Here is a 26,016-nt window from a genome sequence, read left to right as displayed (position 1 = left end):
GCGCTGAGAGATCCTCGTGGTGGTGATGGTCGACATCCTGGGTATGGACCACCATGTGGGCCATCTGGTCCGCGCGCTGTGCTACCGCAAATGGAGTGACCATGCCGATGGATTGCCATAACAAGGCAATTACCAGCAGCAATGATCGCAAGCGATGGGGCATGCTATCAATTGTAGATCACAGCCTATGGGGTCGAGAGTTCCCTGCTGGACCCAGTGGCATATTCGTACCCGACAACCGCTGATAGACCCATCATGCAAGCGGTGAAGGTGAGGAGAGAGCAATACTGGCGACCCCTCAGTCCCACGCTGCGCCCTGGATGGACGCAGACGTTGGCAACTCACCGCACACGCCTCAGCGCCAGCGTACCCATGGCCATCAGCACGGGCGCCAACCCAAAGGCAAGCAAAGGCGACATTGCCGTCCACAACAAGCCCACGGCCGAGGTGGAAATCAGCTGGCGATGCCGTTGACTGTGCCCAGCGCGCCATAGCCGGTGGCCAGCTTGTCCTGCGCCACCATGTCAGCCGTCACCGTCGATTCCAGCGCCTCCTGAACGGTCATATAGAGCCCAGCGGCCAGGAAAACCAACGCCAACACGGGAATGCTGTCGACTTGCCACCAGAAGGCAGCCACCGCTCCCAGCGCCGTCAGCGCGCCCAGCGCATAGCCGATCACCAGTACTTGCAGCGAGCCGATGCGGTCGGCCCGCGCGCGCACCGGATAGGAGGCCAGGAGCTGCACGACATTTCGCCATACATAGAGCAGCCCGGCTACCTGGGCGGCGTGAACGATGCCAAGGCGCGCTGTCAGCAGTTGGGTGGCCGCCAGAATGAGCAGGCTGTGTGAGAAGTCTCCCAGTCCGAAAACTCCTACCGCGGCCAAATATTTCTTGAAGCGAGATGGCAGGCCGCGCAGGGTGTTGAAAAGGCGCAGGCCGGGATTGGGTGAGTGCGCAGGATCCTGCACCAGGGTCAGGAACGCGATGACTGCAAGCACGCCCTGGATGACGCTGAGCCATAGCACCAGCCGGAACGGGCCAGCAGCATCTGCCCAGTGCAGGTCTTGTGCCCAGCCCAGCAGGGTTACCCCCAACAATGGGCCGACGACGGCGCCGATCGTATACATTGCCCGGTGGAAACCGGAGGCCCGTTCACGCGCTTCGGGATGGATGGCCTGGATCACGATGGCATCGCGCAACGGGCCACGCAACCCTTGCCGAACCAGGACAACAGCCGCCCCGCCAGCAGAAGTGGCCAGCCTGCGGCCAATGCGATCAGGGCTTGGCCCACAGGGGTCAATGCATAGCCCAGAAGCACCAGCAGCTTGCGATGCCCTAACTTGTCGGCGATGTAACCAGACACTATCTTGGTGAAGCTGGCCATCGCATCGGCGGCGCCTTCGATCAAACCCAGGGCTGCCGCCGGCACGCCCAACACCGCCAGAAATCCCGGCAGGATCACGGTCGTGGTCTAGTAGCAAAAGTCGCCCAGTGCGATGGTCAGACCGACACCGCCGACGGTGCGGTTCAGCCAAGGCTGGAGAGGCACGGCGGTGTCTTATGGGCGGGGAGCAACTTCGGTGTTGGCGCCGATTCAAAATTGAGCCACCGTGCCGATTGAATTTTGAGCCAGGGCTAATGGCCAACCTGTGAAGGTCGGCTGTGGATAAGTGTAGTGCCTTGGGTCGGTTTTGGTCTCCTTGGTGATCGAGCTCGGTGGTCGTCCGTTGAGGGTAAGCCGCGCAGGGCGAAGCCCGTAGCGGCTTGCCCTTGAACCGCTCAGAACGGCTCAGCCTTCTTGGCCTGTTCGCGTGCCTTGATGCGTTTCTTGGCCACGGCTGTGCTGTGCATGAACCTGTGGGACTCGTTGCCCGTCTCGACGATGTGGCAGTGGTGCGTGAGTCGATCCAGCAGTGCCGTGGTCATCTTGGCATCGCCGAACACGCTGGACCATTCCTTGAAGTCCAGGTTGGTGGTGATCATCACGCTGGTCTGCTCGTAGAGCTTGCTCAGCAGGTGGAACAGCAAGGCGCCGCCTGCCTGGCTGAAGGGCAGGTAGCCCAGCTCATCAAGGATGACCAGGTCCATGCGCTGCAAGCTCGCTGCGATGCGGCCTGCCTTGCCTTGGGCCTTCTCCTGCTCCAGTGCGTTGACCAGGTCCACCGTGGAGTAAAACCGCACGCGTGAGCCATGGCGCGTGATGCCCGCCACGCCGATGGCCGTGGCCAGATGCGTCTTGCCCGTGCCGGGGCCACCCACCAGCACCACGTTGTGCGCCTGCTCGGTGAACGCCATGCTGGCCAACTGCTCGATGAGCTTTTTGTCCACGGGCGAGCATTCGAAGTCGAAGCCCGCCAGGTCGCGGTGCACGGGGAACTTCGCCGTGTGCATCTGGTAGCTCACTGAGCGCATGGCTCTGTCCGTGACTTCCGCTTGCAGCAGGTGCTCCAGCAGCCAGCGCGAGCTCTCCAGCGTGGCGTGGCCGCCTTGCTTGACCAGGTCCTCCCAGGCCCCGGCCATGCCGTACAGGCGCAGCTCTTTGAACTCCTTGTCCAGCTCACGCATGATCGGCCTCCTGCATGTCGCTGCCAGCGCGCAGGCTGTCATAGCGCGCCGTGTCGGCCAGGGGTGTCTGGCTCACTTGCAGGTTGGTCGCAACCGTCTCGGGCAGGGGCTGCGCTTGCAGGCGGCCGAGCACGTTGATGACGTGCTCGGTGCTCACCCGCCCCGATGGCGGCGCACTCTCCAGGGCCAACTCCACCGCCACCAGCACGGCGTCCAGCCCTTGCTTGGGCACCTCGGCCAGTACCTGCGCCATCACCCTGTCGCCGCCCTCCTGGTGCAGCAAGCCTTTGCGCATGCGCTGCAATGGCTCGGGCAGGTCTGCAAAGGGCGCGCCGTTGCGCAGCGCGCCCGGCTTGCGCTCGATCAGCGGCACGTAATGCTGCCAGTCGTAGCGGGTCTGGTTGCGATCGCTCAGGCGCTCGTGCGTGGCCACCATAGCATCGCCGGCCACCACCACGATCTGCGCCGGGTACAGGTGTGTGCTGACCATTTGCCCCGCCCATTCGCAGGGCACCGAGTAGCGGTTGCGCGCCACCGTCACCAGGCAGGTGCTGCTCACCTTGGCCGGGTTCTCAACATAGCCATCAAAGGCCACCGGCATCGGCATCAGGTGGCTTTGCTCCAGCTCCAGCATCTCGGCGATGCTGAACGCTTTGTGCTGCGGGTGGCGCAGCTCTCGCCACAGAGCCCGGCAGCGCTCGCCCAGCCACGCATTGAGCTCGGTAAAGCTGCCAAAGCGCCGTTGCCCCGCCTCCACCCAGATGCGACGGCGGCTGTCTTGCACATCCTTCTCCACGCGCCCCTTCTCCCAGCCGCTGGCACGGTTGCAAAAATCAGGGTCGAACAGATAGTGCGCGCACATGGCTGCAAAGCGCGCATTGACCACGCGGCCTTTGCCCTTCTTGACTTTGTCGACCGCCGTCTTCATGTTGTCGTAGATGCCACGGCGTGCCACGCCACCCAGCGCTGCAAAGCTGCGGGTGTGCGCATCGAACAGCATCTCGTGGCCTTGGCTGGGGTAGGCCACCAGCCAGAAGGCCCCACTGGCACACAGCTTCATGTGCGAGACCTGCATGCGGTAGTACACCCCGCCCACCAGCAAGCCGTCTTCGCTCCAGTCGAACTGGAAGGCCTCGCCAAGCTCGAAGGTCAATGGCACGAAGGCCTTGCAGGCCGCCTGTTGGCCTTCACCTTGGCGCCACTTGCGGATGAAATCCGTCACCCGCGTGTAGCCACCTTCGTAGCCCGCTGCCTTGATCTGCGTGAACAAGGCCTTGGCCGTGCGCCGCTCCTTCTTGGGCCGCTTGGCATCGGCCTTCAAGGCTTGCTTGAGCTCCGCCTCGTGCGCCGACAGCTTGGTCGCCTTCGCCGCCTCCCGGCGGTACTTGGGCTCGACCGGCTGCGCCTCGTCCAGCCACTTGGCCACCGTGTTGCGCGACAGGCCCGTGGCCCTCGATATCTCCCGCTTCGTCTTCTTGTCCCGGCGGTGCATCCGCCGTATCTTGCCAATCATGTCCATGGTGATCACCCTCTTCATTCCCTTGCTGCACAAAACAGCAGGGTAGGTAAAACACCTGGCTCAGTTTTAGGTCGGCATCACACCAAAAAGTGGCTCAGTTTTCGGTCGGCGTCAACAGGCGGGGCCAGAGCGGACTCAGAACTTGCCAGCCACGTGCGTATTCCTACGAGAACGCACCAGACTGGACACGCATGAGCAAGCTCCGCACCACCTCAAGGCCGCCGGGCTCTTTGAGCACATCGAGAGGCCTTCGATCACCCAACGCTGGGACCACCCCCACGAGCCAGTGATTAAGCCAGGTCTGTGCGTCGAAACCAGTTGGGTCACCAGACTCATCAACCATGCGCCGCACAAGCATAGTGAGAATAGCGATGTGGTCTTCTAGGGCGATGGGGGCAGAATTCGTGTCCACAAGTTACCGATCAGTCCCGTTAACAATGGCACAGCGGCGTCGCCTGAGTGTCGGATCTTTGGTTGCATCGCCCGAGCGCGCATATTCCCTTGCGGTGATGACAGGAAGAGCGTGCTTGACCTTGATTGTGATGACGCGCTTCGCCTTGCGGGCAGCCTGACCTGTGCGGTGCAATTCCATGGCGCGGTGATCTCTCAAGAGCTGTCGCGAGCTTCGGAGAGAGATTTCATCAAAGTACCTCTCAGAAAAACGTCGCCCCCGGGGGCATGCTTTCGCAGAGGTCGCACCGGGGGCTTGCTTTGCGCTAATGATAGCAACGAAGTTCAAACTCATCGCGGGGTTGTATCGGTAGGAGAACCAGCGCTGACTCACCAAAGGCCACGCTTGCTCACTTTTACCAGCGCACTCGTAAGGGCCATCAGCGTCTCTGCATCTGTCAGCACCTCCGCCCCCTTCAACGTGGACGGCAACGCAATTCCAGCGATGTCTTGAGTACGGTTGAGCACCTGCTCCACCAAACTGGTTCGGGGAACAAACATGTAGTGCACTTCACAGTCCAGGCCATGAGCCAAACGTGCAAGCGTATTCAGCGTGATAGTGCCGTTGGCCTCGGCCTGCTCCAGTTTGCGGACTCCCTGCGCCGTCATGCCCAAGCGCTCACCTAGCGCTTTGGAACTCATGCCCAAGGCCAATCTCACCGTCTTTGCCCAGCCACACCTGGGCGTGGCATTCCGCTGCAGCTTCGCGAAATCGCAAAACTGCCGATCAAGTTCGGCCAAGCGGGTGAGATCCAGGCGGTTTTTCAAGGGGGCAAACGCATGAGGCAACAGACTGGTTGCCTCTTTAAGCAGATCTGGGCAACCGGTTTATTTCCATTGGGAGACGGGCACACTTGGAAAACAAAAATGGCATTCCATTCAGCTATCTTCGCACGCCACGGCCCCAAAAGGGACCAATTAGTCTCATATTAACTTGAATGAAGAATGATGCTGCGTTTGGAAAAAGCGACCCTAGGAAAATTTGGAGCACAGGACATGTTGCGCCTGATCACGTCACGGGGTTGGGAAGCCATCCTGCCGGATGCGCTGGATGACAACCACCTATTGTTGATGTCAGACCAACTCCGAGACCTTCTGTCTGGCTCGGATTGGAGCGGGGATCACGATCCCGCTAGTGCAGCCTTACCGCTCGCCCTGTTGCTTCTGACCAAGGCGGGAGCCAAACGTTCAGGCGACAGCTTGGAAGTGGGCCTCGAAACTCTGCAAGAAGCACTGTGCTTGCTCAGCACTGCTGTGGATCGGGAGATCGTCAATCGGATGTTGCACCGCCAAGATGCCACACCCATTGGCACCGGTCTGATACAAGGGCTTCAAATGCTGGTTCAGTATGCCAAGGAACAGGCCGAATCGGAATGCCAAGCCTAGTCTGAAATGATGCCCTTGAAGTCCGCTTTGACGGTCCTGAGGAGTTCATTGACCAAGTTCGTGTCCAGGTCTGGGCAGTACGCGGTAGCAATCAAGGTTAAAGGGTGGATCTGCATCTGCTCGGCCAATACCTCGATGGTGCGGATACTGGGCACTTGATGTCCCTGCTCGATGCGACTGATGTGTCGGCGGCTCGTTGCCAGCAACATGTCTTCCTGAACCAAGCCGCGTGCCGCGCGCAATTGCTGCAGCGCCCGACCAAAGTCGGCTTGGGGTGGAACACGCTTTCGGGAAGACATCCACCCGATTTCCGTCCAATGAGACTAAAAAGACCACGACCAAATAGTCTCATAGGCTCGCTAACTCGAAAAAATATTCAGCCCCTGTTGGAAATCTGTTTCTGAAGTCGCGCTGTGCCCATACTCTTTCTGGATTTTGATGGGGTCCTGCACCCAGAGCACTGCCACGAGTCGAGGCACTTCTGTTGCCTATCGATCTTGGAAGATGCGTTACGACAGGTGCCCGAGTGCCAGATCGTGATCACCAGCACCTGGCGCCTGGAACAGGCCTATGAGGATCTATTGGAAAGGTTCTCTCCGGACATTGCCGCCATGATCGAAGGCGTTACCCCCAGATATTGCGATCTAACGAACGTCCCGAATACGCTGGTGGGGTACGAGCGGGAGGCCGAGTGCCATGCCTGGCTTTGGGCCAACGATGTGCCACATCGCAGATGGGTGGCGGTGGATGATCGATCGTGGCTCTATCGGCCGTTCTGCAAGTCGTTGTTTTTGGTCGATGGGCGAACGGGACTCACGCAGGCCACCGGTTCACAACTGACAGCTCGTCTTCAAACCACACTTTGAAAAGACTGCCAGGAGGGCAGACCACCTGACCTCAGAAAACACTAATCTAGGGTTAACCCGAGCGTCCTAACCGGGTAATCTGCACCGAAAGTGAGATCACCCCAGACAGCAGGCGCAACAGTCGGATTGAGGAGGTCAGCATGGCGCCACTGTACGGTGGATCGAGGACTGAAATTGTCCGCAATGATTCTTACAGTGACTCCACCTTTTTTCCACCACTACCAAGGAGTTCTCCATGTCCATCGTCCTTTACTGGCACCCCATGTCCAGCGCCACCCCTATCGCATGCGCCCTCACCGAACTGGGTGTGCCGCATGAGCGCGTGAAGATCGACATCCGCACTGGCCAGCAGCGCCGCCCAGACTACCTGGCCCTGAACCCGAACGGCAAGGTGCCCACGTTGACGGTGGACGGCGCGCCCATGTTCGAAGCCCTGGCCATCCATTTGTGGCTGGGCCATCGCTATGGTGTGGACCGTGGCCTGTGGCCCGCAGGCGGCACACCCGAGGCGTTGCAGGCCCTGTCGTGGTGCACGTGGTCGTATGTGACCTATGGCGCGCTGGTGGGGCGCCTGCATGTCGCCACCCAGGGCGAAGAGGTGTGGCGCAACACCGCCCAGGCAGAAGCAGTCATGCGTCAGCTGAACGAGCTGTTGGAAGTGCTGGACGCCCGGCTGGTCCTGCAACCCTGGATGCTGGGTGCCGACTATTCGCTGGTGGATTTAGTAGTGGGCTCGGTGCTGGGCTACAGCGTGTACCTGGGCGCGCCCGTCCATGCGCACCCGCATGTGCAGGCCTGGCTGGACCGGGTACAGGCGCGCCCTGCGATGCAGATCGACGCCTGACCGAGGCCCATGGCTGTCACACAGGCGGCCGTGGCCTACAGCAGCACGATGTCGTACTGCTCCTGCCCCATCGCACTTTCTGACTGCAGCGATATCGGCTTCCTGATGAAGTCCGAGAGGCCGGCCAGGTGCTGGCTTTCCTCGTCCAGAAACAGCTCCACCACACGGGGTGAAGCCACCACGCGGAACTCGCGCGGGTTGAACTGGCGGGCTTCGCGCAGGATCTCGCGCAGGATGTCGTAGCACACGCTGCGCGCGGTCTTCACGCTGCCTTTGCCCTGGCAGGCCTCGCAGGGCTCGCAAAGCATGTGGGCCAGGGATTCGCGGGTGCGCTTGCGCGTCATCTCCACCAGGCCGAGCTGCGAGAAGCCGCCCGCCATGGTCTTCACGCGGTCGCGGGCGAGCTGTTTTTTGAACTCTGCCAGCACAGCCTGCTGGTGGTCGTCGCGCACCATGTCGATGAAATCCACGATGATGATGCCGCCCAGATTGCGCAGGCGCAGCTGGCGCGCAATGGCCTGGGCGGCCTCCAGGTTGGTCTTGAAGATCGTGTCGTCGAAGTTGCGCGCACCCACGTACCCACCGGTGTTCACGTCGATGGTGGTGAGCGCCTCGGTCTGGTCCACGATGAGGTAGCCGCCCGATTTCAGATCGACCCGGCGGCCCAGGGCCTTGGCCACTTCCTCGTCGATGGAATACAGGTCAAAGATGGGCCGCTCGCCCTTGTAATGCTGCAGCTTGCCCACGGCAGCGGGCATGAATTCCTGACCAAACGCGCGCAGGCGCTGGAACTGCTCCATCGAATCGATACGGATGGTCTGCGTGTGGTCGCCCACCAGATCGCGCAGCACGCGCTGCAGCAGATCCAGGTCCTGGTGCAGCAGCGACATGGCGGGCAGCTTGAGAGATGCCTCCTTGATGCGCGCCCAGGTCTTGCGCAGGTAGGCAATGTCTTCGGCCAGTTCGGCATCGGTCGAATCCTCACCGTTGGTGCGCAGGATGAAGCCGCCGCCACCGCCCGTGGATTTGTCGCCCACCAGCGCCTGCAGCCGCGCGCGCAGGGCATCACGCTCGGCGGGCGGAATCTTCTGCGACACGCCCACATGGTCGTCCTGCGGCAAGAACACCAGCAGGCGCCCGGCCACGCTGATCTGCGTGGACAGCCGCGCGCCCTTGGTGCCAATCGGGTCCTTGATGACCTGCACCATGAGCGACTGTCCCTCGAACACCTGCTTTTCAATCGGCACCTGCGGCTCGTTCTTGCGGGCGAATGCAGGCGGCTCGCCGTCTGGCTGGCGCTGCCACACATCGGCCACATGCAAAAACGCAGCACGTTCCAGGCCAATGTCGATAAAGGCCGACTGCATGCCGGGCAAGACGCGCGAAACCTTGCCCAGATAGACGTTGCCCACCAGGCCACGCTCCAGCGTGCGCTCCACATGCAGCTCCTGCACGGCGCCATGCTCCACCACAGCCACACGGGTTTCCTGGGGCGACCAGTTGATCAGGATGTCTTGTTGCATGACAGCGTCACCATGTTCTTTTGCTTATAGAGGGAAGCCCGCCGCACGCAGCAGTTGCGCCGTCTCGTACATGGGCAGACCCATGATGCCCGAATAGCTGCCGGCCAGGTGCTCCACATACGCCGCCGCCCGGCCCTGGATGCCGTACGCCCCCGCCTTGCCCAGTGGCTCGCCAGTGGCGACGTAGGCGTCGATCTGCGCGGGCGTCATCGCGGCAAAAGTGACGCGCGACACCGACAGCGCGCTCAGGCGCTTGGGGCCCACCTGCAGCGCCACGGCGGTGAGCACGCGGTGCTCGTGGCCCGCCAGCTCAGCCAGCATGCGCGCGGCATGGAGCGCGTCGTCGGGCTTGCCGTAGATGGTGCGGCCGAGGGCTACGGTGGTGTCCGAGCACAGGATGGGCGCCTGCGGCAATTGGCGCCTTGCGCGCCGGGCCACAGCGGCATCAAGCTTGAGGGCGGTCACGCGCTCCACATAGGCCGTGGGCGCTTCGCCGGGCAGCACTACCTCGATGGCCTCGGCGTCTTCGGCCTCGTCGCCCTCCACATTGGGCAACAGCAGCTCGTGGCGCACGCCCAGTTGTTCAAGCAGCTGACGGCGGCGCGGGCTTTGGGAGGCGAGGTAGATGAAGTCAGGCATGAACAGATTTATGGTCAAAATCGGCTCTAGCGCTTATCCATCATGCGCTAGTAGCTATCAATAAAATAGTAACGCTTCAGCACACCCGCTGGCACCACCTCATTCGCGGTGGTAGGGGTGCCCGGCATTCACGGACCAGGCGCGGTACAGCTGCTCGATGAGCAGCACGCGCACCATGGCGTGGGGCAAGGTCAGATCCGACAGGCGGATGCGTTCGTGCGCCGCCTGCCGAAAGGCGGGGTCCAGTCCATCCGGCCCGCCGATGACCAGCGCCACATCGTCGCCGCCCAGCTGCCAGCCTTTCAGGCGTTCTGCCAGGGCCTTGGTGGTGAGGTTGGTGCCGCGTTCGTCCAGCGCCACCACCCGCGTGCCACGGGGGATGGCGGCTTCGATGCGCTCACGCTCGGCGGCATACAGCGTCTCCAGCGTCTTGGAGCCGCGCGGTTCCGTCTTGACGGCTTTGAGCTCGACCTTGAGCTCCGGGGGAAACCGTTTGGCGTAATCGTCGTAGGCGGTCTGCGCCCAGTCGGGCACGCGCTGGCCCACGGCCACGATCAGCAGCTTCATGGCAACTCAGGCGCGGTGCGCGGGTGAGCGGGTGCGGGAGGGCCGTCGATGGACCAAGGCTGCAATCACTTGCGGCCCGGTGCCCTCTTGGCTGCCGGTTTGGCGGCAGCGCCGCCACGTGCTGCGGTGGGCTTGGCACCCGTCTTGGCAGCAGCTGCGGATTTGCCGCGGGGAGCCGATGGCTTGACCACCACGGTCTTGATCGGTGCCTTGGTGGCCGCCGGCTTCTTGGCAGCAGTGGTTGGCTTTGCGGTGGTTTTGGCCGGTGTGGCCTTGGCCGTGCTGCTGCTCTTTGCGGGGGCTTTGGCGGGGGTCTTGGCTGCAGGTTTGGCAGCCGATTTGGCCGGAGCGGCTGCGGGCTTGGCGGCTGCCTTGGCCACGGCCTTCACTGTGGCTTTGCCGGAGCGCGCAGGCACCGCGGGTGCGGCGGCCGCCTTCTTTGCGGGCGCCTTGCCAGCAGCCTTCGCGTCGGACTTGGCAGCCTTCTGGGCCGACTTCTTCTCGGCCAATTCGGTGGCGGCGCTGGACACGGGCTTGGCAGCGCCCAGCTTCAGGCGCACGGGCGTATCGCCCCACAGCTCTTCCAGGCGGTAGTACTGGCGGATGGCGGGCTGCATGATGTGCGCCACAGCCGCGCCGCAGTCCACGATGATCCATTCGCCGTTGTCTTCGCCTTCGATGCGCGGCTTGGTAAAGCCCGCTTCTTTCACCGCGTCGCGCACGCTGGCGGCCAGGGCCTTGGTCTGGCGGTTGGAGGTGCCCGATGCCACGATCACCCGTTCAAACAGCGGCGAGAGATGCTCGGTGTTGAAGACCTGAATGTCTTGCGCCTTGACGTCCTCCAGGCCATCAACGATGGCGCGCTGGAGTTTCGTAACGTCTTTTTTGGCGGCGGTTTCCGATTTGGTCGAGGTGGTCATCAGGCGGTGATTAGAAAGGGAATGGAATCAATATAGCGTGCAACGCAGCGCACAGCCAGCGGGCTGAGCCTTGGGTGTTGCGCGGGTGTCGTGCTGGGGCGCTGCAGCAATGTGAGGTGTTTTTGGCCTCTGGCGCTCATCTGAAAAGCGCAGGCAGCTATTGAAATTATAGCTTTTGCGCTTCTCGCAGCATTCAGGGCGTGGTGACGGCCCCATCTGCGAGCCAGTCGCGCCGCACCAGAAAGCGCTGCGTGAGGTCGGCTTCAGCCGAGTCGGCAGCGTCAGCGCGCTGATAGGACCACGACACCAGCGGCGGCATGGAGAGCAGGATCGACTCGGTGCGCCCACCCGACTGCAGGCCAAAGTGCGTGCCGCGGTCCCACACCAGGTTGAACTCCACGTAGCGCCCGCGGCGGTAGAGCTGGAAGTCGCGTTCGCGCTCACCGTAAGCAGTGCCCTGGCGTTTCTCGACGATGGGCAGATAGGCGCTCAAAAACGCGTCGCCCACCGACTGCGTCATGGCCAGGCTCTGCTCGAAGCCCAGTTCCGAGAAGTCGTCATAGAACACGCCCCCCACGCCGCGCTGCTCGCTGCGGTGCTTGAGGTAGAAGTATTCGTCGCACCACTGCTTGAAGCGCGGGTACTTGTCATCGCCAAAAGGCGCCAATGCATCGCGGCAAGTGCGGTGAAAGTGCACTGCGTCTTCCTCAAAGCCGTAGTACGGCGTGAGGTCCATGCCACCGCCAAACCAGCAGGTCGGCGCCTGGCCGGGGTGCCCGGCCGCGATCATGCGCACGTTCATGTGCACGGTGGGCACGTAAGGATTGCGCGGGTGGAACACCAGCGACACGCCCATGGCCTCGAACGGGGCCCCCGCCAGCTCTGGCCGATGCTGCGTGGCCGACGGCGGAAGCTGGGGGCCGCGCACATGGCTGAAGCCACAGCCCGCGCGTTCAAACACCAGACCGCCCTCCATGATCTTCGTGTTGCCGTCGCCCTGCAGCATCTCGCCGGGCGGTTTGCTCCAGGCGTCGGCCAGAAAGCGGGCGCCGCCCTCGCCTTGTGCGGCTTCCACGGCTTCGAGTGCATCGGTGATGCGCGCCTGCAGGCCCTGCAAGTAGCTGCTTACGGTTGCCACGGTAGTGGCCGGATTCAATCCAGGTTGTTGCATTTCAGTTATCCATTGCCATCGGCGCCATGCGCTGCCGGTCAAACTGGCGCGGCCCAGGCCAGGGACGCCAAGCAAGTGCCGCACCGCAGCGAGGGCGTTGTCCCCCTGTGGGGGGAAGGCGCCGCAGGCGACTCAGGGGGGGCTATTTCACCGCCCGGAAGCCAATGTCACGGCGGTACTGCGCACCATCAAAGTGAATGCCGCGTGCCACGTCATACGCACGTTGCTGCGCCTGCTTCACGCTGTCGGCCAGCACGGTCACGCACAACACCCGGCCACCGATCACGCTGACCACACCGTCTTTCAGCTGTGTGCCCGCATGGAACACCATGGCATCGTCCGCCTCGGCGGGCAAGCCGGTGATGGGGTCGCCCTTGCGGGGGTTTTCCGGGTAGCCATGGGCGGCCATGACCACGCCCAGTGCGGTGCGGCGGTCCCATTGCAGTTCCATCTGGTCGAGCTTGCCGTCAGCGGCAGCAGCCATCACGTCGCTGAAGTCGCTTTTCAGGCGCATGAGGATGGGTTGCGTCTCGGGGTCGCCCATGCGGCAGTTGAATTCGAGCGTCTTGGGCTGGCCCTTGGCGTCGATCATCAGGCCTGCATACAGAAAACCGGTGTAGGGAATGCCGTCCTTTTCCATGCCCCGAATCGTGGGCAGGATGATCTCGCGCATGGCGCGGGCATGTACATCGGCCGTGACCACTGGCGCGGGCGAATACGCACCCATGCCGCCGGTGTTGGGACCTTCGTCGCCGTCTTTGAGGCGCTTGTGGTCCTGGCTGGTGGCCAGCGCCAGCACGTTCTTGCCGTCGCACAGCACGATGAAACTGGCTTCTTCGCCTTCGAGGAACTCCTCGATCACCACGCGCGCGCCACCTTCGTTGTGGGTCACGCCGTATTTGTTGTCCACCAGCATGAAGTCCACGGCATCGTGGGCCTCCTGCAGCGTCATGGCCACGACCACGCCCTTGCCTGCCGCCAGGCCGTCGGCCTTGATGACGATGGGCGCGCCCAGCCGGTCCACAAACGCGTGGGCGGCAGCCGGGTCGGTGAAGGTGTCGTAGTCGGCGGTGGGGATACCGTGGCGGCGCATGAAGGCCTTGGAAAACGCCTTGGAACTCTCGAGCTGCGCCGCAGCCTTGGTGGGGCCAAAGATGCGCAGGCCGTTGGCACGGAACTCATCGACCACGCCGGCGGCCAGCGGCGCCTCGGGGCCTACCACCGTCAGCGCGATTTTCTCGGCCTGCGCCCACATGCGCAGCTCGCGCACGTCGGAGATGGCCACATTTTCCAGCTTGGAGTTCAAGGCGGTGCCACCGTTGCCAGGCGCCACAAACACCTTGGTCACCTTGGGGGACTGGCTCAGTTTCCACGCCATCGCGTGTTCACGGCCGCCGCCACCAATCACAAGTACTTTCATAGGAACCTTTGGTGAACCCCTGCCTGGCACAAAGCCAAAGCACAGGGGTTCGTAAAAAACTATCTCAGCAACCCATCGCGCTGGGTGCTACACCCACAACCGACAAAACTGGCGCGACCCAGACCAGTGCCACCGCGCAAGGGCCGCCAAGACACTTCCGTGTCGCTAACGCTCCGTGCGCTGGTGGCGTCCCCCTCCCGCAAGCGCAGCACAGCGACGGAGGGGGAAGGCGCCAAGCGCCTCAGGGGGAGCTTCACAATGCAGCGTTGTGATAGACCTCTTGCGTATCGTCGAGGTCTTCCAGCACATCCAGCAGCTTTTGCATCCTGGCGGCGTCGTCGCCGGTCAGCTCGATGGTGTTCTCGGGCCGCATGGTCACGCCCGCCACCTCGGCCGTCAGGCCAGCGGCCTCCAGCGCGTTCTTCACGGCTTCAAAGTCGGCCGGGGCGGTCAACACCTCCACCGCACCGTCTTCGTCGGTCACCACGTCTTCGGCGCCCGCCTCCAGCGCCACCTCCATCACCTTGTCTTCGCTGGTGCCGGGTGCAAAAATCAATTGGCCACAGTGCTTGAACTGAAACACCACCGAGCCCTCGGTGCCCATGTTGCCACCGTGCTTGCTGAATGCGTGGCGCACTTCAGCCACGGTGCGCACCCGGTTGTCGGTCATGGTGTCGATCATGATGGCCGCGCCACCGATGCCATAGCCCTCGTAGCGAATTTCTTCGTAGGTCAGGCCTTCGGCGTTGCCCGTGGCCTTGTCGATGTTGTATTTGATGCGGTCGGCGGGCATGTTGGCCGCTTTGGCCTTGTCCACCGCCAGGCGCAGGCGGGGGTTGGCCGACAGGTCGCCGCCGCCCGAGCGGGCAGCCACAGTGATTTCACGAATGATGCGCGTCCAGATCTTGCCGCGTTTTTCATCCTGGCGCCCTTTGCGGTGCTGGATATTCGCCCATTTGCTGTGTCCTGCCACGGGAAGTCCTTTTGTATTGATTTAATCTAGTGGGCGCGATTTTACTTTTTGCCCGCCACCGATCTCCGAGGAAACCCGAAATGGCCGAACCCCTGCTGATTGCCAAGCACGACACCATCGAATGCCACCTGCTGCCCGGCCTGGCCAACCGCCACGGGCTTGTCACCGGCGCCACCGGCACGGGCAAGACCGTGACCTTGCAGACCCTGGCCGAGAATTTCTCGCGCATCGGCGTCCCGGTGTTCATGGCGGACGTGAAAGGCGACCTCACAGGTGCCAGCCAGCCCGGCAAGATCGGCGACAAGCTGGCGGCGGTGCTCAAGGACCGTGGGCTGCCCCTGCCCACCCCGCTGGCCTGCCCCACCACCCTGTGGGATGTGTTTGGCGAGCAGGGCCACCCTGTGCGAGCCACCATTTCGGACATGGGCCCGCTGCTGCTGGGCCGCATGCTCAACCTGAACGAGACCCAGCTGGGCGTGCTCAACCTGGTCTTCAAGATCGCCGACGACAACGGCCTGCTGCTGCTGGACCTTAAAGACCTGCGCGCCATGCTGCAGTACGTGGGCGACAACGCCAAGGAGTTCACCACCGAATACGGCAACGTCAGCGCCGCCAGTGTGGGCGCCATCCAGCGCGGGCTGCTGCAGATCGAGCAGCAAGGTGGCGACAAGTTCTTTGGCGAGCCCATGCTCGACATCCAGGACTTCATGCAGACCGACACCAACGGCCACGGCGTGGTCAATATCCTGGCGGCCGACAAGCTGATGAATTCGCCGCGCCTGTACGCCACATTTTTGCTGTGGATGCTGTCGGAGTTGTTTGAAACGCTGCCCGAAATCGGCGACCCCGAAAAGCCCAAGCTGGTCTTCTTCTTCGACGAGGCCCACTTGCTGTTCAATGAGGCACCCAAGGTGCTGGTGGAGCGCATCGAACTGGTGGTGCGCCTGGTGCGCTCCAAAGGCGTCGGTGTTTACTTCGTCACACAGAACCCGTTGGACATCCCCGACAGTGTGCTGGCCCAGCTGGGCAACCGCGTGCAGCACGCGCTGCGCGCCTTCACCCCGCGCGACCAGAAGGCCGTGAAAGCCACGGCCACCACCATGCGCCAGAAGCCGGGCCTGGATATTGAAGCCGCCATTACCGAGCTGGCCGTGGGCGAGGCGCTGGTGAGCTTTCTGGACGCCAAGGGCCGCCCCAGCGTGACCGAGCGCGTCTTCGTGCTCCCGCCCGGCAGCCAGCTCGGGCCCATCACGCCGCAACAGCGCCAGGCGCTCATGGCAGGTTCGCTGGTGGCGGGTGTGTACGAAAAAACCGTGGACCGCGAATCGGCCTACGAAAAACTCAAGGGCCGCGCCCAGGATGCCGCCACCCAGGCTGCCGAAAACGGCAAAGCTGGCCCGGCGGGGGCAGCGGCGGGGGGCGACGGCGGTGGCCTGATGGGCGGGCTCAACGATGTGCTGTTTGGCAGCACCGGCCCGCGCGGCGGCAAACGCGACGGCCTGGCGCAAACCATGGCCAAATCGGCGGTTCGCACCATGGGCACCTCGCTGGGCCGCGAAATCCTGCGCGGGGTACTGGGCAGCATTTTTGGCGGCAGCAAGCGCCGTTAAGCCTTGGGTGGAGCGCCGAACGCCCCACCCCCATCGCCCGCGCACCACCCAAGCCGTGCGCACCACGTCGAGCGCCAACCCCGCTCATCATTTTCGCCAACCACCCTGCCAGCCCACCAGTGCCGGGCTGGCGGGAGCGCGCGTGACAATTCGACGACACATAAAAGTGTGTCATCAATCAGTCATATGACGGTCGTGAAATCGCCAGACATAACAACAAAAAAGGAGGAGCGATGAAACGATTCGAATACCTGCTACTGCGCCTGGGCGACAAGATCAGGCTGCTTGCCTTCGGAGTCTGGGCATTGGCACTCGTCGGGATAGTTGCAGGCGTCTGGCAGTTTCGCGGGATCTGGCTTTTCTATCTGTTCTTCACGGTGGTGCTGACCGTGCTGGTTCTCCAGTGGACGCAATCGGTGCGCCGGCGCCACATTCGCGAAGCGCCCCTGCCCCGCTTTTTGCAGCGCAAGTTGCGCGAGACCTACCCCCACCTGAGCCCGCGCGACTGTGAACTCGTCGAACGCGGGCTGCGCCAGTTTTTCATGGCCAGCCTGCGCAGCAACAAACAGTTTGTGGCCATGCCCTCCCGGGCGGTCGATGTGCTGTGGCATGAGTTCATCCTGCACACCCAGGCCTACAAAAACTGGTGCCGCGACGCGCTGGGCTTCTTCTTGCACCACACGCCCGCCGAGGCCCTGGGCAAAAAGGCCCGCCACAACGATGGTCTGCGCCGCACCTGGTACTGGGCGTGCAAGGAGGAGTCCATCGACCCGAAGGCGCCCAGCCGCCTTCCGCTGCTGTTCGCGCTCGATGCCAAGTTCGCCATCCCCAACGGCTTCACGTATGTGCCTGACTGCTCCGACATCGGCCAGAAAAGCGATGCGGGTGGCACTGGTGGCGGCACCTACTGCGGCACCAGCTTTTCGGACGGAAGCCACAGCGGCAGTTCAGGGGATTTCGGCGGGGCCGACAGCTCCGACGGGGGCGGAGATGGCGGCGGTTGCGGCGGCGGAGGGGATTGAGTTGCGCCGACAAAGGCGGCATCAGCGCAGCCTTTAACTCCTGAATTGATAGCTGCTGGCGCTTTATGGATAAGCGCCAGAGGCCAAAAACACCCAAAGTCGCCCAGGCGACGACACGGCGCGCGCCAGCAGGTCTACAGTGGCACCCCATGAATACCCCTGCCCTCACCTGCTTTTCCCTCAGCATCACTGACCACGTAGCCCATCTGGTTCTGAACAAACCCGAGGCCATGAACACCATGCACCCCACGTTCTGGCGCGAGCTGGACGCGGTGCTTGCCCGGCTGCACCAGGGAGGCGAGGCGCGGGCGCTGGTCATCAGCAGCACGGGCAAGCACTTCAGTGCTGGCATGGCGCTCGAGACCTTTGGCGGCGCCATCACCATGGACGACCAGAGCCCCGAAGGCCGCGCCGCCATCTTCGACCTGCTCACCGACATGCAGGCCACCTTCACCCGCATCGACAACCTGCGCATCCCCGTGATCATGGCCATCCAGGGCGGCTGCATTGGCGGCGCGGTGGACATGGTCACGGCAGGCTGCATCCGGTACGCCACGGCCGACGCGTTCTTTTGCATCCAGGAGATCAACATTGGCATGGTGGCCGACGTGGGTACCCTGCAGCGCCTGCCCAAGCTCATCCCGCTGGGCGTGGTGAAAGAGCTGGCCTACACCGGCCGCCGCCTGGGCGCAGCCAGAGCACTTGGCTACGGCCTGGTCAACGAGGTGTTCGACACACAAGAGGCCATGCTGGCCGCCGCGCTGCAGTGTGCGCAAGAGATCGCCAGCAAGCCGCCTGTGGCCATCTGGGGCACCAAGCAGGCCGTGAACTACGCGCGCGACCATAGCGTGGAAGACAGCCTGCGCCAGATGGGCTGGCTGCAAGGCGCCATCTGGAGCAACCAGCATGTGCGCGAATCGGTCACGGCCATGAAGCAAAAGCGCGCGGGCGATTTCCCTTCCCTCACCCCGCTGCAACGGTTCAGCGAACTGGGCTAGGTGCAGACCGGCCATCAAAAATCATAGCTGTTGGCGCTTATGGGATAAGCGCTGAAGGCCATTTTTGTTTTAAAAGGCAGCTCAACGGGCTATCATCCGGGCATGAAGGGGCAAGCCACCGCTGCGCCCTGCGTGCAACCAAGGATGCCACCTTATGACCTCGCCCAGCTTCACCCCGCCCACCTATGACGACGTGGCTGCGGCCGCACACCGGCTCCAGGGCATGGCGCACCACACGCCCGTCCTGCGCTCCACCACGGCCGACGAGGCGCTGGGCGCACAGCTTTTCTTCAAGTGCGAGAACCTGCAGCGCACCGGCGCCTTCAAGTTCCGCGGCGCCTTCAACACCCTGGCGCAGTTCACCGACGAGCAGCGTGAGCGTGGCGTGCTGGCGTTTTCGGCCGGCAACCACGCCCAGGCCATCGCGCTGTCGGCTCGGCTGCTGGACATGCCCGCCGTCATCGTGATGCCGGAAGACGCTCCCGCCGCCAAGATGGCCGCCACACGGCAATACGGAGCCCAGGTCGTCACCTACAACCGCTACACCGAAGACCGCGAGGGCATCAGCCGCCAGCTGGCGCTGGAGCGTGGCATGACCCTGGTGCCCCCGTTTGACCACCCCCATGTCATCGCGGGCCAGGGCACGGCCGCCAAGGAACTGCTGGAAGATGTGCCGGACCTGGATTACCTCTTTGTCTGCGTGGGCGGCGGCGGCCTGCTGGCGGGCAGCCTGCTGGCTGCCGAGGCACTGGCACCGCATTGCCGCGTGGTGGGCGTGGAGCCCGAAGCCGGCAACGATGGCCAGCAGTCGGTGCGCGCCGGCCACATCGTGCAGATCCCCACACCCCACACCATTGCCGATGGCGCACAAACCCAGGCGCTGGGGCAAATCACCTTCCCCATCATCGCGCGCCTGGCCGACGACATGGTGACCGCCACCGATGCGCAACTGGTCGAGGCACTGCGGTTTTTTGCCGAACGCATGAAACTCGTGGTTGAGCCCACAGGCGCCCTGGCCTTTGCCGGTGCCCAGCATGGCAGTGTGGACGTGCGCGGCAAGCGGGTGGGCATCCTGATCAGTGGCGGCAACGTGGATCTGTCGCGCTACGCGCGGTTTCTTGCAGATTAGACTTGCCCGCTTCTCCCCCCAAAAAAACACAGGCCAGGCCATGAACAGCAACGTCACCGTCATCACCCATCCCCTCGTCCAGCACAAGCTCACGCTGATGCGCAAGAAAGACGCCAGCACCAACAGCTTTCGCCGCCTGCTGGGCGAGCTGTCCACGCTGATGGCGTACGAAGTGACGCGTGACATGCCGCTGCAGGACATCGAGATCGAAACCCCGCTGGAAACCATGACCGGCAAGGTCATCGACGGCAAGAAGCTGGTGCTGGTCTCCATCCTGCGCGCAGGCAACGGCTTTCTGGACGGCATGCTCAACGTGGTGCCCGGCGCCCGCGTGGGCCACATCGGCCTGTACCGCGACCCCGCCACGCTGCAGCCGGTGGAGTATTACTTCAAGATGCCGTCAGAGATGGACGAGCGCGACATCATCGTGGTGGACCCGATGCTGGCCACCGGCAACTCGGCCGCCGCCTGTGTGGACCGCCTAAAGAAGCTCAACCCCCGCTCCATCAAGTTCGTGTGCCTGCTGGCCGCGCCCGAAGGTGTGGCCACACTGCAAAAGGCCCACCCCGATGTGCCGATCTTTACCGCCGCCATCGACCGCGAGCTGAACGACCACGGCTACATCCTGCCGGGCCTGGGCGATGCGGGTGACCGCATTTTTGGCACCAAATAAGCGCACAACTGCAGCGCCCGTGCACCAGCCACCGCAGGGCTTGCCGCCCAGCGGTGGCTTTTTTTCATCACCGGGTCTCGCTGCGATGCGCATCTGCCAATTGGGAGCCCTACCGTGGTGGGGTGCCCCGGTCTGGTTTCCGGATGCGCTGCACGCATGCACCATTTTTTTACCAACTGGTGGCTTTCCTCTGGCAGACTTGCCGCTGGTTTGCAGTTACACAGCCACCGACTGGCGCGCTCCTTGCTTGGTAGCAGCACACCCAACCTCCTTGTTCGCTTGTCTGAAGGACCCACCATGACCACTCGCCGCATCTTCACCGGACGCCTGCTCTGCACTTCCATGGCCCTATCTGCCGCCATGGCGATGGCGCCCTCTCTGGCCTTCGCGCAGTCCAAGCTCAAGGTTGCGGCGATCTACACGGTGCCTTTCGAGCAGCAATGGGTCAGCCGCATCCACAAGGCGCTCAAGGCCGCAGAATCGCGTGGCGAGATCGAATACAAGGCCAGCGAAAACGTGAGCAACGCCGACTACGAGCGCGTGATGCGCGAGTACGCCACCGGCGGCAACCAGCTCATCGTGGGCGAGGCCTTTGCGGTGGAAGCCGCCGCCCGCAAGGTGGCCAAGGACTTTCCCAAGACCTCCTTCCTGCTCGGCTCGTCGGGCAAGCCGCAGGCGCCCAATTTCAGCGTGTTCGACAACTACATCCAGGAGCCCGCGTACCTCAGCGGCATGATCGCCGGCGGCATGACCAAGACCAACAAGATCGGCATGGTGGGCGGCTTTCCCATCCCCGAGGTCAACCGCCTGATGCACGCCTTCATGGCCGGTGCCAAGGAAACCAACCCCAAGGTCGAGTTCACCGTCACCTTCATCAACAGCTGGTTTGATCCACCCAAGGCCAAGGAAGCCACCTTCGCCATGATCGACAAGGGCGCCGATGTGCTCTACGCCGAGCGCTTTGGCGTAAGCGACGCCGCCAAGGAAAAAGGCAAGCTCGCCATCGGCAACGTGATCGACACCCAGCCACAGTATCCCGACACCGTGGTCGCCTCGGCCATCTGGCACATGGAGCCCAGCATCGACCGCGCGCTCAAGCTGGTAAAGGAAGGCAAGTTCACCGCCGAGGACTACGGCCCGTATTCGATGATGAAGCACAAGGGCTCTGAACTTTCCCCCTTGGGCACGTTCGAGAAGAAGGTGCCCGCCGACATCGTGGCCAAGGTCAAGGCAAAAGAGGCGGACATCCTGGCGGGCAAGTTCACCGTGAAGGTGGACGACAGCCAGCCCAAGTCGACGGCCAAGTAGTTACCGAATTCAGCGGGCGCCAAGGCGCCCAGTTTGCTGCGGCGTTTCTGGCGGTCTCGTGCTGAACTGACATGCCGCCGCATCACCCAACCACCGCGACCCGGCAGTGGGTTGTTCACGCGTATCACTTCAGCGGATTGAACGGTTCCTCCCCCTTTATCGCGGGATCTTTGCGGCAGGTCTGCAGTGGCATGGAGCGCGCTTGCACCATCTGGAGTATTTTGCGTTCGTCCCTGTCGACGCGGGCCTTGATGCAAACGCATCCATACCCAGCGCTGCCGTGACCCGTGCGCACCCAGCGCGCCGAGGTGAAGGCCGGCAGGTTGCCCTCCGCCTGATGGCCGCCCTGCATCGCGATCTCCCAGCGGCCATCGCGGTCCAGAAGTTCCACGTTACCGGGAGTGGGGTTGTCTAGCCATCCGCACAAGGTAGGAAGCGCGGTGGTCCTGCTGGCACTGGTCGATGCCTGTGCGGCATTGATTGACGGGATGCAAGCAATACTCACTAAGGCACTCCACAACAGCCCGTGCATCCGACGTCGAAATGCACGCGTCATGGGGTTACCTCCTCATTGACTCTGGCGACTCGGGCCTTGAGCAGAATTTTCTCAAACTGCAACGCGATTGCGGCGATGTCGGCGGCATGGTCGCTGCCGTTCACCATCCCGCGCGCTGCCACATAGTTCGTTGCGCCGGCGCTGAAATATTGGGGGAAACTGCGGCCGTTTGCGAACCCTCGTCCAGTCCGCATGCCATGCGACATCAATGCGTAAGCCACTTCCGGTGTCTTCACGAGCTCTGGATTGACCAGCAGATCGAGTCCACGCCCTAATGCAACCCCTGAAGTCGCATAGTTTGACCACCAGGTCAGCTGCACGTAGCCCCGGCCAAAATACGCCTGCTCCACTCCATCATCGCGGGCGTAAACTGCGTCAGCCACGCCCCCATCGACCGTTCCCATCTTGGCATTCCTGGTGACTGGTGAAATCAACCCGGCAGGCGACACCGTGAACTGATCGCCATCCTGCTCTGTGATTCTCACAGACCCGCTAGGGAGTTGCTTGACCTTCACGGGCTCATGGTACCTGCGACCATTGCCCCGCCCGACTTCGTCAACAGGTGCCATGGTCATCAGCCACTTGCGCTCGCGCACCATGACCGGTTGTTTGTGCTTGTCCACCAGAGGACGGCCTTTCTTGCTCAACGCGGGGCGGGAGATTGTGGTCGGAGAAGTCGTCTCCCACATGACTGTCGCCAGCATGTAGGCTACCTGCCGCACATCGGTGATACCGGGGTCGCGTTCCATCATGCCCAACAGCGTAACCATGTCGGGGATAGCAGCGGCGTTGTACCGGCCACTCTTGCTGAATTGCGCTGTGAACTCGTTCTGGAAAATGGACCGATCGTAGAGGCCGGAGTGCCCATAATCGGTTCTTGGGAGTGTGGTGGTCATGCCAGGTAAGTGAAGGGGATGTGTTGAGGCTGCAAGCCGCGTGAACCGCAGACTGCAGACTGCAGACTGCAGACTGCAGACTGCAGAATCCTATGCAGAGACAGGGGATGGGCGTTCCCTCGCCACGCATCCAATTGAAACTGCTGTGACAAAAATCGCTCCAGCCTACAGAACGCAGCAGGGCGACCTGCCATCAATCTTGAATACCATCTGGGCCATGACCACCCCCGTGCTGAAGCTCGCGAATATCACCAAGCGTTTTGGCAAGCTCGTTGCCAACGACAGCATCAGCCTGACCCTCGCACGTGGCGAAGTGCTGGCCCTGCTGGGCGAAAACGGCGCGGGCAAGTCCACGCTGATGTCCATCCTCTTCGGGCACTACGTGGCCGACGAAGGCAGCATCGAAGTCTTCGGCCAGCCCCTGCCCCCCGGCCAGCCGCGTGCGGCGCTGGCGGCGGGCATTGGCATGGTGCACCAGCACTTCACACTGGCCGACAACCTCACGGTGCTGGACAACGTGCTGCTGGGCAGCGAGCCCCTATGGCAGCCCTTTTCGCGCCGCAGCGAGGCACGCGCCAAGCTGCTGGCCGTGTCGCAGCAGTTTGGCCTGCCAGTGAGCCCCGATGCGAAGGTCGGCAGTCTCTCGGTGGGCGAGCGCCAGCGGGTCGAAATTTTGAAAGCGCTCTACCGGGGCGCCCGCATCCTGATCCTGGATGAACCCACTGCCGTGCTCACCCCGCAGGAGAGCGAGGCACTGTTCGACACCCTGGCGCAGATGGTGGCGCAGGGCCTGTCCATCATCTTCATCAGCCACAAACTCGGCGAGGTGCTGCGCGTGTCGCACCGGGTGGCCGTGCTGCGCCAGGGCAAGCTGGTGGCCGAGGCGCCAGCGCAGGGCACGACCCAAGGGCAACTGGCGCAGTGGATGGTGGGCCATGCGATCGAAGCGGCCGAACGCCGCCCCGCGCAGAACGTGGGCGAGCCCATCTGCACCCTGAGCAACGTCAGCACCGCCCCCACCGGGCGCGACCGGCTGAACGATGTATCCCTCACCCTGCGCGCAGGCGAGATCGTGGCCATTGCAGGCGTCAGCGGCAATGGCCAGGTGGCGCTGGCCGATGTGTTGTGTGGCGTGCGTGCAGCCGCCACCGGCCAGGTCACGCTGCGTGGCGCCCCCCTGCAAGCCCGGCCCGCGTGGCTGGTGAGCCAGGGCGTGGCCCGCATTCCCGAAGACCGGCACGCCGTGGGCGTGGTGGGCGACTTGCCGGTGTGGGAGAACGCCGTGTCCGAACGCCTGCGCGGCCCCTGGTTTGCGCACCCGTGGTTGCGCGCCTTCTGGGTCAAACGCCGCGCCGCGCGCCAGCATGCGCAGCGCGTAGCCGAGACCTTTGATGTGCGCGGCGGCGGGCCGGATACGCCCGCGCGGTCGCTGTCGGGCGGCAACATGCAAAAGCTCATTCTGGGCCGGGCGCTGTTGCCGCCGCAGGACGATGCAGGCAACACAGCGCCCGCACCCCAACTCATCGTGGCACACCAGCCGACCTGGGGGCTGGACATTGGTGCAGTGATGTTTGTGCAGCAGCAGCTCATTGCAGCGCGCGATGCCGGTGCGGCGGTGCTGCTGATTTCGGACGACCTCGACGAAGTGCTGGCCCTGGGGGACCGTGTGGCCGTCATGCACGACGGACAACTGAGCGAGGCGCGACGCGCCGAAGACTGGACACGCGAAGCCATCGGCCTGGCCATGGCGGGCGCTCCCCCCACTGTTCGGGCTGAGCCTGTCGAAGCCCTGCGTGGCGCTTCGACAGGCTCAGCGTGAACGGTTCGTGTGGACGGATGCCGGATCAATAAAACACGCCAAAAGCAACAACCCCATGCGACTCGAAAAACGCAACCACACATCCCCCGCCGCCTACGTGCTGGCGCCGGTGGGCGCCGTGGTGTTCACGCTGCTGATCAGCGGCCTGCTGGTGCTGTGGGCCGGGGCGCCGGTCGGCCGCACTTATGCGCTGCTGCTCCAAGGCGCGTTCGGCTCGGTGTTCGCGCTGACCGAAACCCTCACCCGCGCCACGCCGCTGATCCTGACCGGGCTGGCCGCTGCCGTGGCCTTCCGCGCGCGGCTGTTCAACATCGGGGCCGAGGGGCAGCTCTACGCCGGGGCGCTGGCCGCCGTGGCTGTGGGCGGCATGCATGGCGGCACGGGGCTGGAGTGGTCTCCCTACGTGCTCTTTCCGCTGATGATGCTGGCCGCCGCGCTGGCGGGCGCCGCGCTGCTGCTGGGCCCGGCGCTGATGAAGGCGCGGCTGGGGGTGGACGAGGTGGTCACCACGCTGCTGCTCAACTTCATCATGCTGCTGCTGGTGTCGGCCCTGCTCGATGGCCCGATGAAAGACCCGCTCTCGATGGGCTGGCCGCAGAGTGTGGCGCTGCAGGGCGACCTGGAACTTTCCAAGCTGGTGCCGCAGACGCGTCTGCACACCGGCCTGCTGTGGGCCATCTCTCTGGCGGTGATGCTGTGGGCGTTGCTGGCGCGCACGGTGCCGGGCTTTAACATTCGCGCTGCCGGGGCCAATGCGCGGGCTGCCGCCTTTGCAGGCGTGCCCATAACCCGCACTGTCGTTCTCGTCGCCCTGCTCTCGGGCGGGCTTGCCGGGCTGGCAGGCGCCATCGAGGTGGCGGGCCGCACGAGTTATGTGACGCTCGACATGTCGCCGGGCTACGGCTACAGCGGCATCGTGATCGCCATGCTGGCCGGGCTGCACCCGCTGGGCGTGATCGCAGCGGGCACCTTTGTGGCGGGCGTGCTGGTGGGGGCCGACAGCATGAGCCGCGCAGTGGGCGTGCCCACCTACATTGCGGATGTAATCGTTGCGACCTCGCTGATTGCGGTGCTGGTGGCCGGGCTTCTCACGCAATACCGTGTGCGGTGGAAATGAGAGCGCCATGAACAAGCACGCGCACCAGAATTTCAAGCCAAAT

General features: G+C 63.4%; 26 protein-coding genes and 1 pseudogene. 11 read left to right on the top strand and 16 right to left on the bottom strand.

Annotation, left to right across the window (positions count from 1 at the left end; genetic code table 11):
• Window positions 1-454: 454 nt before the first annotated feature.
• The 6 genes and pseudogenes from AAFF19_RS13000 to AAFF19_RS12975 form a co-directional block, all read right to left on the bottom strand.
• Window positions 455-1,431, bottom strand: a pseudogene (locus AAFF19_RS13000) (MFS transporter).
• A 350-nt stretch (window positions 1,432-1,781) separates the two neighbouring features.
• Window positions 1,782-2,567: an IS21-like element helper ATPase IstB gene (gene istB, locus AAFF19_RS12995; protein ID WP_024815605.1), complete on the bottom strand. Its 786-nt coding sequence runs from the start codon at window positions 2,565-2,567 to the stop codon at window positions 1,782-1,784.
• Window positions 2,560-4,086 (bottom strand): IS21 family transposase, encoded by a 1,527-nt coding sequence (gene istA, locus AAFF19_RS12990; RefSeq protein ID WP_056637686.1) that lies wholly within the window; start codon window positions 4,084-4,086, stop codon window positions 2,560-2,562. The genes istB and istA overlap by 8 nt, the downstream gene beginning before the upstream one ends.
• Window positions 4,087-4,249: 163 nt before the next feature.
• Entirely contained in the window at window positions 4,250-4,429 is a 180-nt protein-coding gene (locus AAFF19_RS12985) for an MbcA/ParS/Xre antitoxin family protein (protein WP_233195217.1), read from the bottom strand.
• Window positions 4,430-4,501: 72 nt separating this feature from the next.
• Entirely contained in the window at window positions 4,502-4,678 is a 177-nt protein-coding gene (locus AAFF19_RS12980) for a hypothetical protein (RefSeq protein WP_158236318.1), read from the bottom strand.
• A gap of 188 nt (window positions 4,679-4,866) precedes the next feature.
• The gene (locus tag AAFF19_RS12975; RefSeq protein WP_099741088.1) at window positions 4,867-5,304 is read right to left on the bottom strand and encodes a helix-turn-helix domain-containing protein; all 438 of its coding nucleotides are present in this window, start codon (window positions 5,302-5,304) and stop codon (window positions 4,867-4,869) included.
• A gap of 177 nt (window positions 5,305-5,481) precedes the next feature.
• On the opposite strand from AAFF19_RS12975, the gene AAFF19_RS12970 reads away from it, so the two are divergent.
• Complete coding sequence (locus tag AAFF19_RS12970; protein ID WP_063459123.1) at window positions 5,482-5,922, top strand: hypothetical protein; 441 nt, start codon at window positions 5,482-5,484, stop codon at window positions 5,920-5,922.
• On the opposite strand, the gene AAFF19_RS12965 is transcribed toward AAFF19_RS12970, so the two are convergent.
• Entirely contained in the window at window positions 5,919-6,221 is a 303-nt protein-coding gene (locus tag AAFF19_RS12965; RefSeq protein WP_082836262.1) for a helix-turn-helix transcriptional regulator, read from the bottom strand. The two genes, AAFF19_RS12970 and AAFF19_RS12965, sit on opposite strands and share 4 nt — an antisense overlap.
• A gap of 114 nt (window positions 6,222-6,335) precedes the next feature.
• On the opposite strand from AAFF19_RS12965, the gene AAFF19_RS12960 reads away from it, so the two are divergent.
• Window positions 6,336-6,788, top strand: coding sequence for an HAD domain-containing protein (locus tag AAFF19_RS12960; protein ID WP_099741089.1), 453 nt, complete (start codon window positions 6,336-6,338; stop codon window positions 6,786-6,788).
• Between the two features lie 235 nt (window positions 6,789-7,023).
• Window positions 7,024-7,632 carry a glutathione S-transferase family protein gene (locus AAFF19_RS12955; RefSeq protein WP_342720306.1) on the top strand — a complete coding sequence of 203 codons (609 nt, stop codon included), beginning with the start codon at window positions 7,024-7,026 and terminating at the stop codon, window positions 7,630-7,632.
• 35 nt (window positions 7,633-7,667) lie between these two features.
• Here AAFF19_RS12955 and rng read toward each other — a convergent pair whose 3' ends face one another.
• The 7 genes from rng to AAFF19_RS12920 form a co-directional block, all read right to left on the bottom strand.
• On the bottom strand, window positions 7,668-9,155 hold the full coding sequence (gene rng / locus AAFF19_RS12950; protein WP_008904839.1) for a ribonuclease G: 1,488 nt from the start codon (window positions 9,153-9,155) through the stop codon (window positions 7,668-7,670).
• 24 nt (window positions 9,156-9,179) lie between these two features.
• A complete protein-coding gene (locus AAFF19_RS12945) occupies window positions 9,180-9,794 on the bottom strand; it encodes a Maf family protein (protein WP_342720305.1) in 615 nt (204 codons plus the stop codon).
• A gap of 99 nt (window positions 9,795-9,893) precedes the next feature.
• Window positions 9,894-10,361 carry a 23S rRNA (pseudouridine(1915)-N(3))-methyltransferase RlmH gene (gene rlmH / locus AAFF19_RS12940; protein ID WP_007858784.1) on the bottom strand — a complete coding sequence of 156 codons (468 nt, stop codon included), beginning with the start codon at window positions 10,359-10,361 and terminating at the stop codon, window positions 9,894-9,896.
• A 65-nt stretch (window positions 10,362-10,426) separates the two neighbouring features.
• Window positions 10,427-11,281 carry a ribosome silencing factor gene (gene rsfS, locus AAFF19_RS12935; protein ID WP_342720304.1) on the bottom strand — a complete coding sequence of 285 codons (855 nt, stop codon included), beginning with the start codon at window positions 11,279-11,281 and terminating at the stop codon, window positions 10,427-10,429.
• Between the two features lie 193 nt (window positions 11,282-11,474).
• Entirely contained in the window at window positions 11,475-12,452 is a 978-nt protein-coding gene (gene hemF / locus AAFF19_RS12930; RefSeq protein ID WP_342720303.1) for an oxygen-dependent coproporphyrinogen oxidase, read from the bottom strand.
• A gap of 142 nt (window positions 12,453-12,594) precedes the next feature.
• Complete coding sequence (gene purD / locus AAFF19_RS12925) at window positions 12,595-13,872, bottom strand: phosphoribosylamine--glycine ligase (RefSeq protein WP_342720302.1); 1,278 nt, start codon at window positions 13,870-13,872, stop codon at window positions 12,595-12,597.
• Between the two features lie 253 nt (window positions 13,873-14,125).
• Window positions 14,126-14,845, bottom strand: coding sequence for a YebC/PmpR family DNA-binding transcriptional regulator (locus AAFF19_RS12920; RefSeq protein WP_008904833.1), 720 nt, complete (start codon window positions 14,843-14,845; stop codon window positions 14,126-14,128).
• Between the two features lie 80 nt (window positions 14,846-14,925).
• Between AAFF19_RS12920 and AAFF19_RS12915 the strand changes: the two genes are divergently transcribed.
• From AAFF19_RS12915 to AAFF19_RS12890, 6 genes are all read left to right on the top strand, one after another.
• A complete protein-coding gene (locus AAFF19_RS12915) occupies window positions 14,926-16,455 on the top strand; it encodes a helicase HerA-like domain-containing protein (protein WP_182119565.1) in 1,530 nt (509 codons plus the stop codon).
• Window positions 16,456-16,688: 233 nt separating this feature from the next.
• Complete coding sequence (locus tag AAFF19_RS12910) at window positions 16,689-17,477, top strand: hypothetical protein (protein ID WP_342720301.1); 789 nt, start codon at window positions 16,689-16,691, stop codon at window positions 17,475-17,477.
• Between the two features lie 149 nt (window positions 17,478-17,626).
• Window positions 17,627-18,475 carry an enoyl-CoA hydratase-related protein gene (locus tag AAFF19_RS12905; RefSeq protein WP_342720300.1) on the top strand — a complete coding sequence of 283 codons (849 nt, stop codon included), beginning with the start codon at window positions 17,627-17,629 and terminating at the stop codon, window positions 18,473-18,475.
• Window positions 18,476-18,629: 154 nt separating this feature from the next.
• Window positions 18,630-19,604, top strand: a complete 975-nt coding sequence (locus AAFF19_RS12900; protein WP_182119568.1) for a threo-3-hydroxy-L-aspartate ammonia-lyase — start codon at window positions 18,630-18,632, stop codon at window positions 19,602-19,604.
• A 40-nt stretch (window positions 19,605-19,644) separates the two neighbouring features.
• Window positions 19,645-20,277, top strand: a complete 633-nt coding sequence (gene upp, locus AAFF19_RS12895) for a uracil phosphoribosyltransferase (RefSeq protein WP_008904828.1) — start codon at window positions 19,645-19,647, stop codon at window positions 20,275-20,277.
• Between the two features lie 297 nt (window positions 20,278-20,574).
• A complete protein-coding gene (locus AAFF19_RS12890; protein ID WP_008904827.1) occupies window positions 20,575-21,585 on the top strand; it encodes a BMP family protein in 1,011 nt (336 codons plus the stop codon).
• Window positions 21,586-21,709: 124 nt separating this feature from the next.
• On the opposite strand, the gene AAFF19_RS12885 is transcribed toward AAFF19_RS12890, so the two are convergent.
• The gene (locus AAFF19_RS12885; protein WP_182119570.1) at window positions 21,710-22,141 is read right to left on the bottom strand and encodes a DUF4087 domain-containing protein; all 432 of its coding nucleotides are present in this window, start codon (window positions 22,139-22,141) and stop codon (window positions 21,710-21,712) included.
• Window positions 22,138-23,037 (bottom strand): glycoside hydrolase family 19 protein, encoded by a 900-nt coding sequence (locus AAFF19_RS12880; RefSeq protein WP_182119571.1) that lies wholly within the window; start codon window positions 23,035-23,037, stop codon window positions 22,138-22,140. Before AAFF19_RS12880 ends, AAFF19_RS12885 begins: the two co-directional genes overlap by 4 nt.
• A gap of 217 nt (window positions 23,038-23,254) precedes the next feature.
• Between AAFF19_RS12880 and AAFF19_RS12875 the strand changes: the two genes are divergently transcribed.
• Both AAFF19_RS12875 and AAFF19_RS12870 read left to right on the top strand, forming a co-directional pair.
• Window positions 23,255-24,856, top strand: coding sequence for an ABC transporter ATP-binding protein (locus AAFF19_RS12875; protein ID WP_182119572.1), 1,602 nt, complete (start codon window positions 23,255-23,257; stop codon window positions 24,854-24,856).
• 55 nt (window positions 24,857-24,911) lie between these two features.
• The gene (locus AAFF19_RS12870) at window positions 24,912-25,973 is read left to right on the top strand and encodes an ABC transporter permease (RefSeq protein ID WP_182119573.1); all 1,062 of its coding nucleotides are present in this window, start codon (window positions 24,912-24,914) and stop codon (window positions 25,971-25,973) included.
• Window positions 25,974-26,016: the final 43 nt, after the last annotated feature.

The sequence above is a fragment of the Acidovorax sp. FHTAMBA genome (genome assembly GCF_038958875.1).
GTDB lineage: Bacteria > Pseudomonadota > Gammaproteobacteria > Burkholderiales > Burkholderiaceae_C > Acidovorax.
Note: the sequence above shows the minus strand (reverse complement) of the source record. Positions and strands in the feature narration are given on the sequence as shown.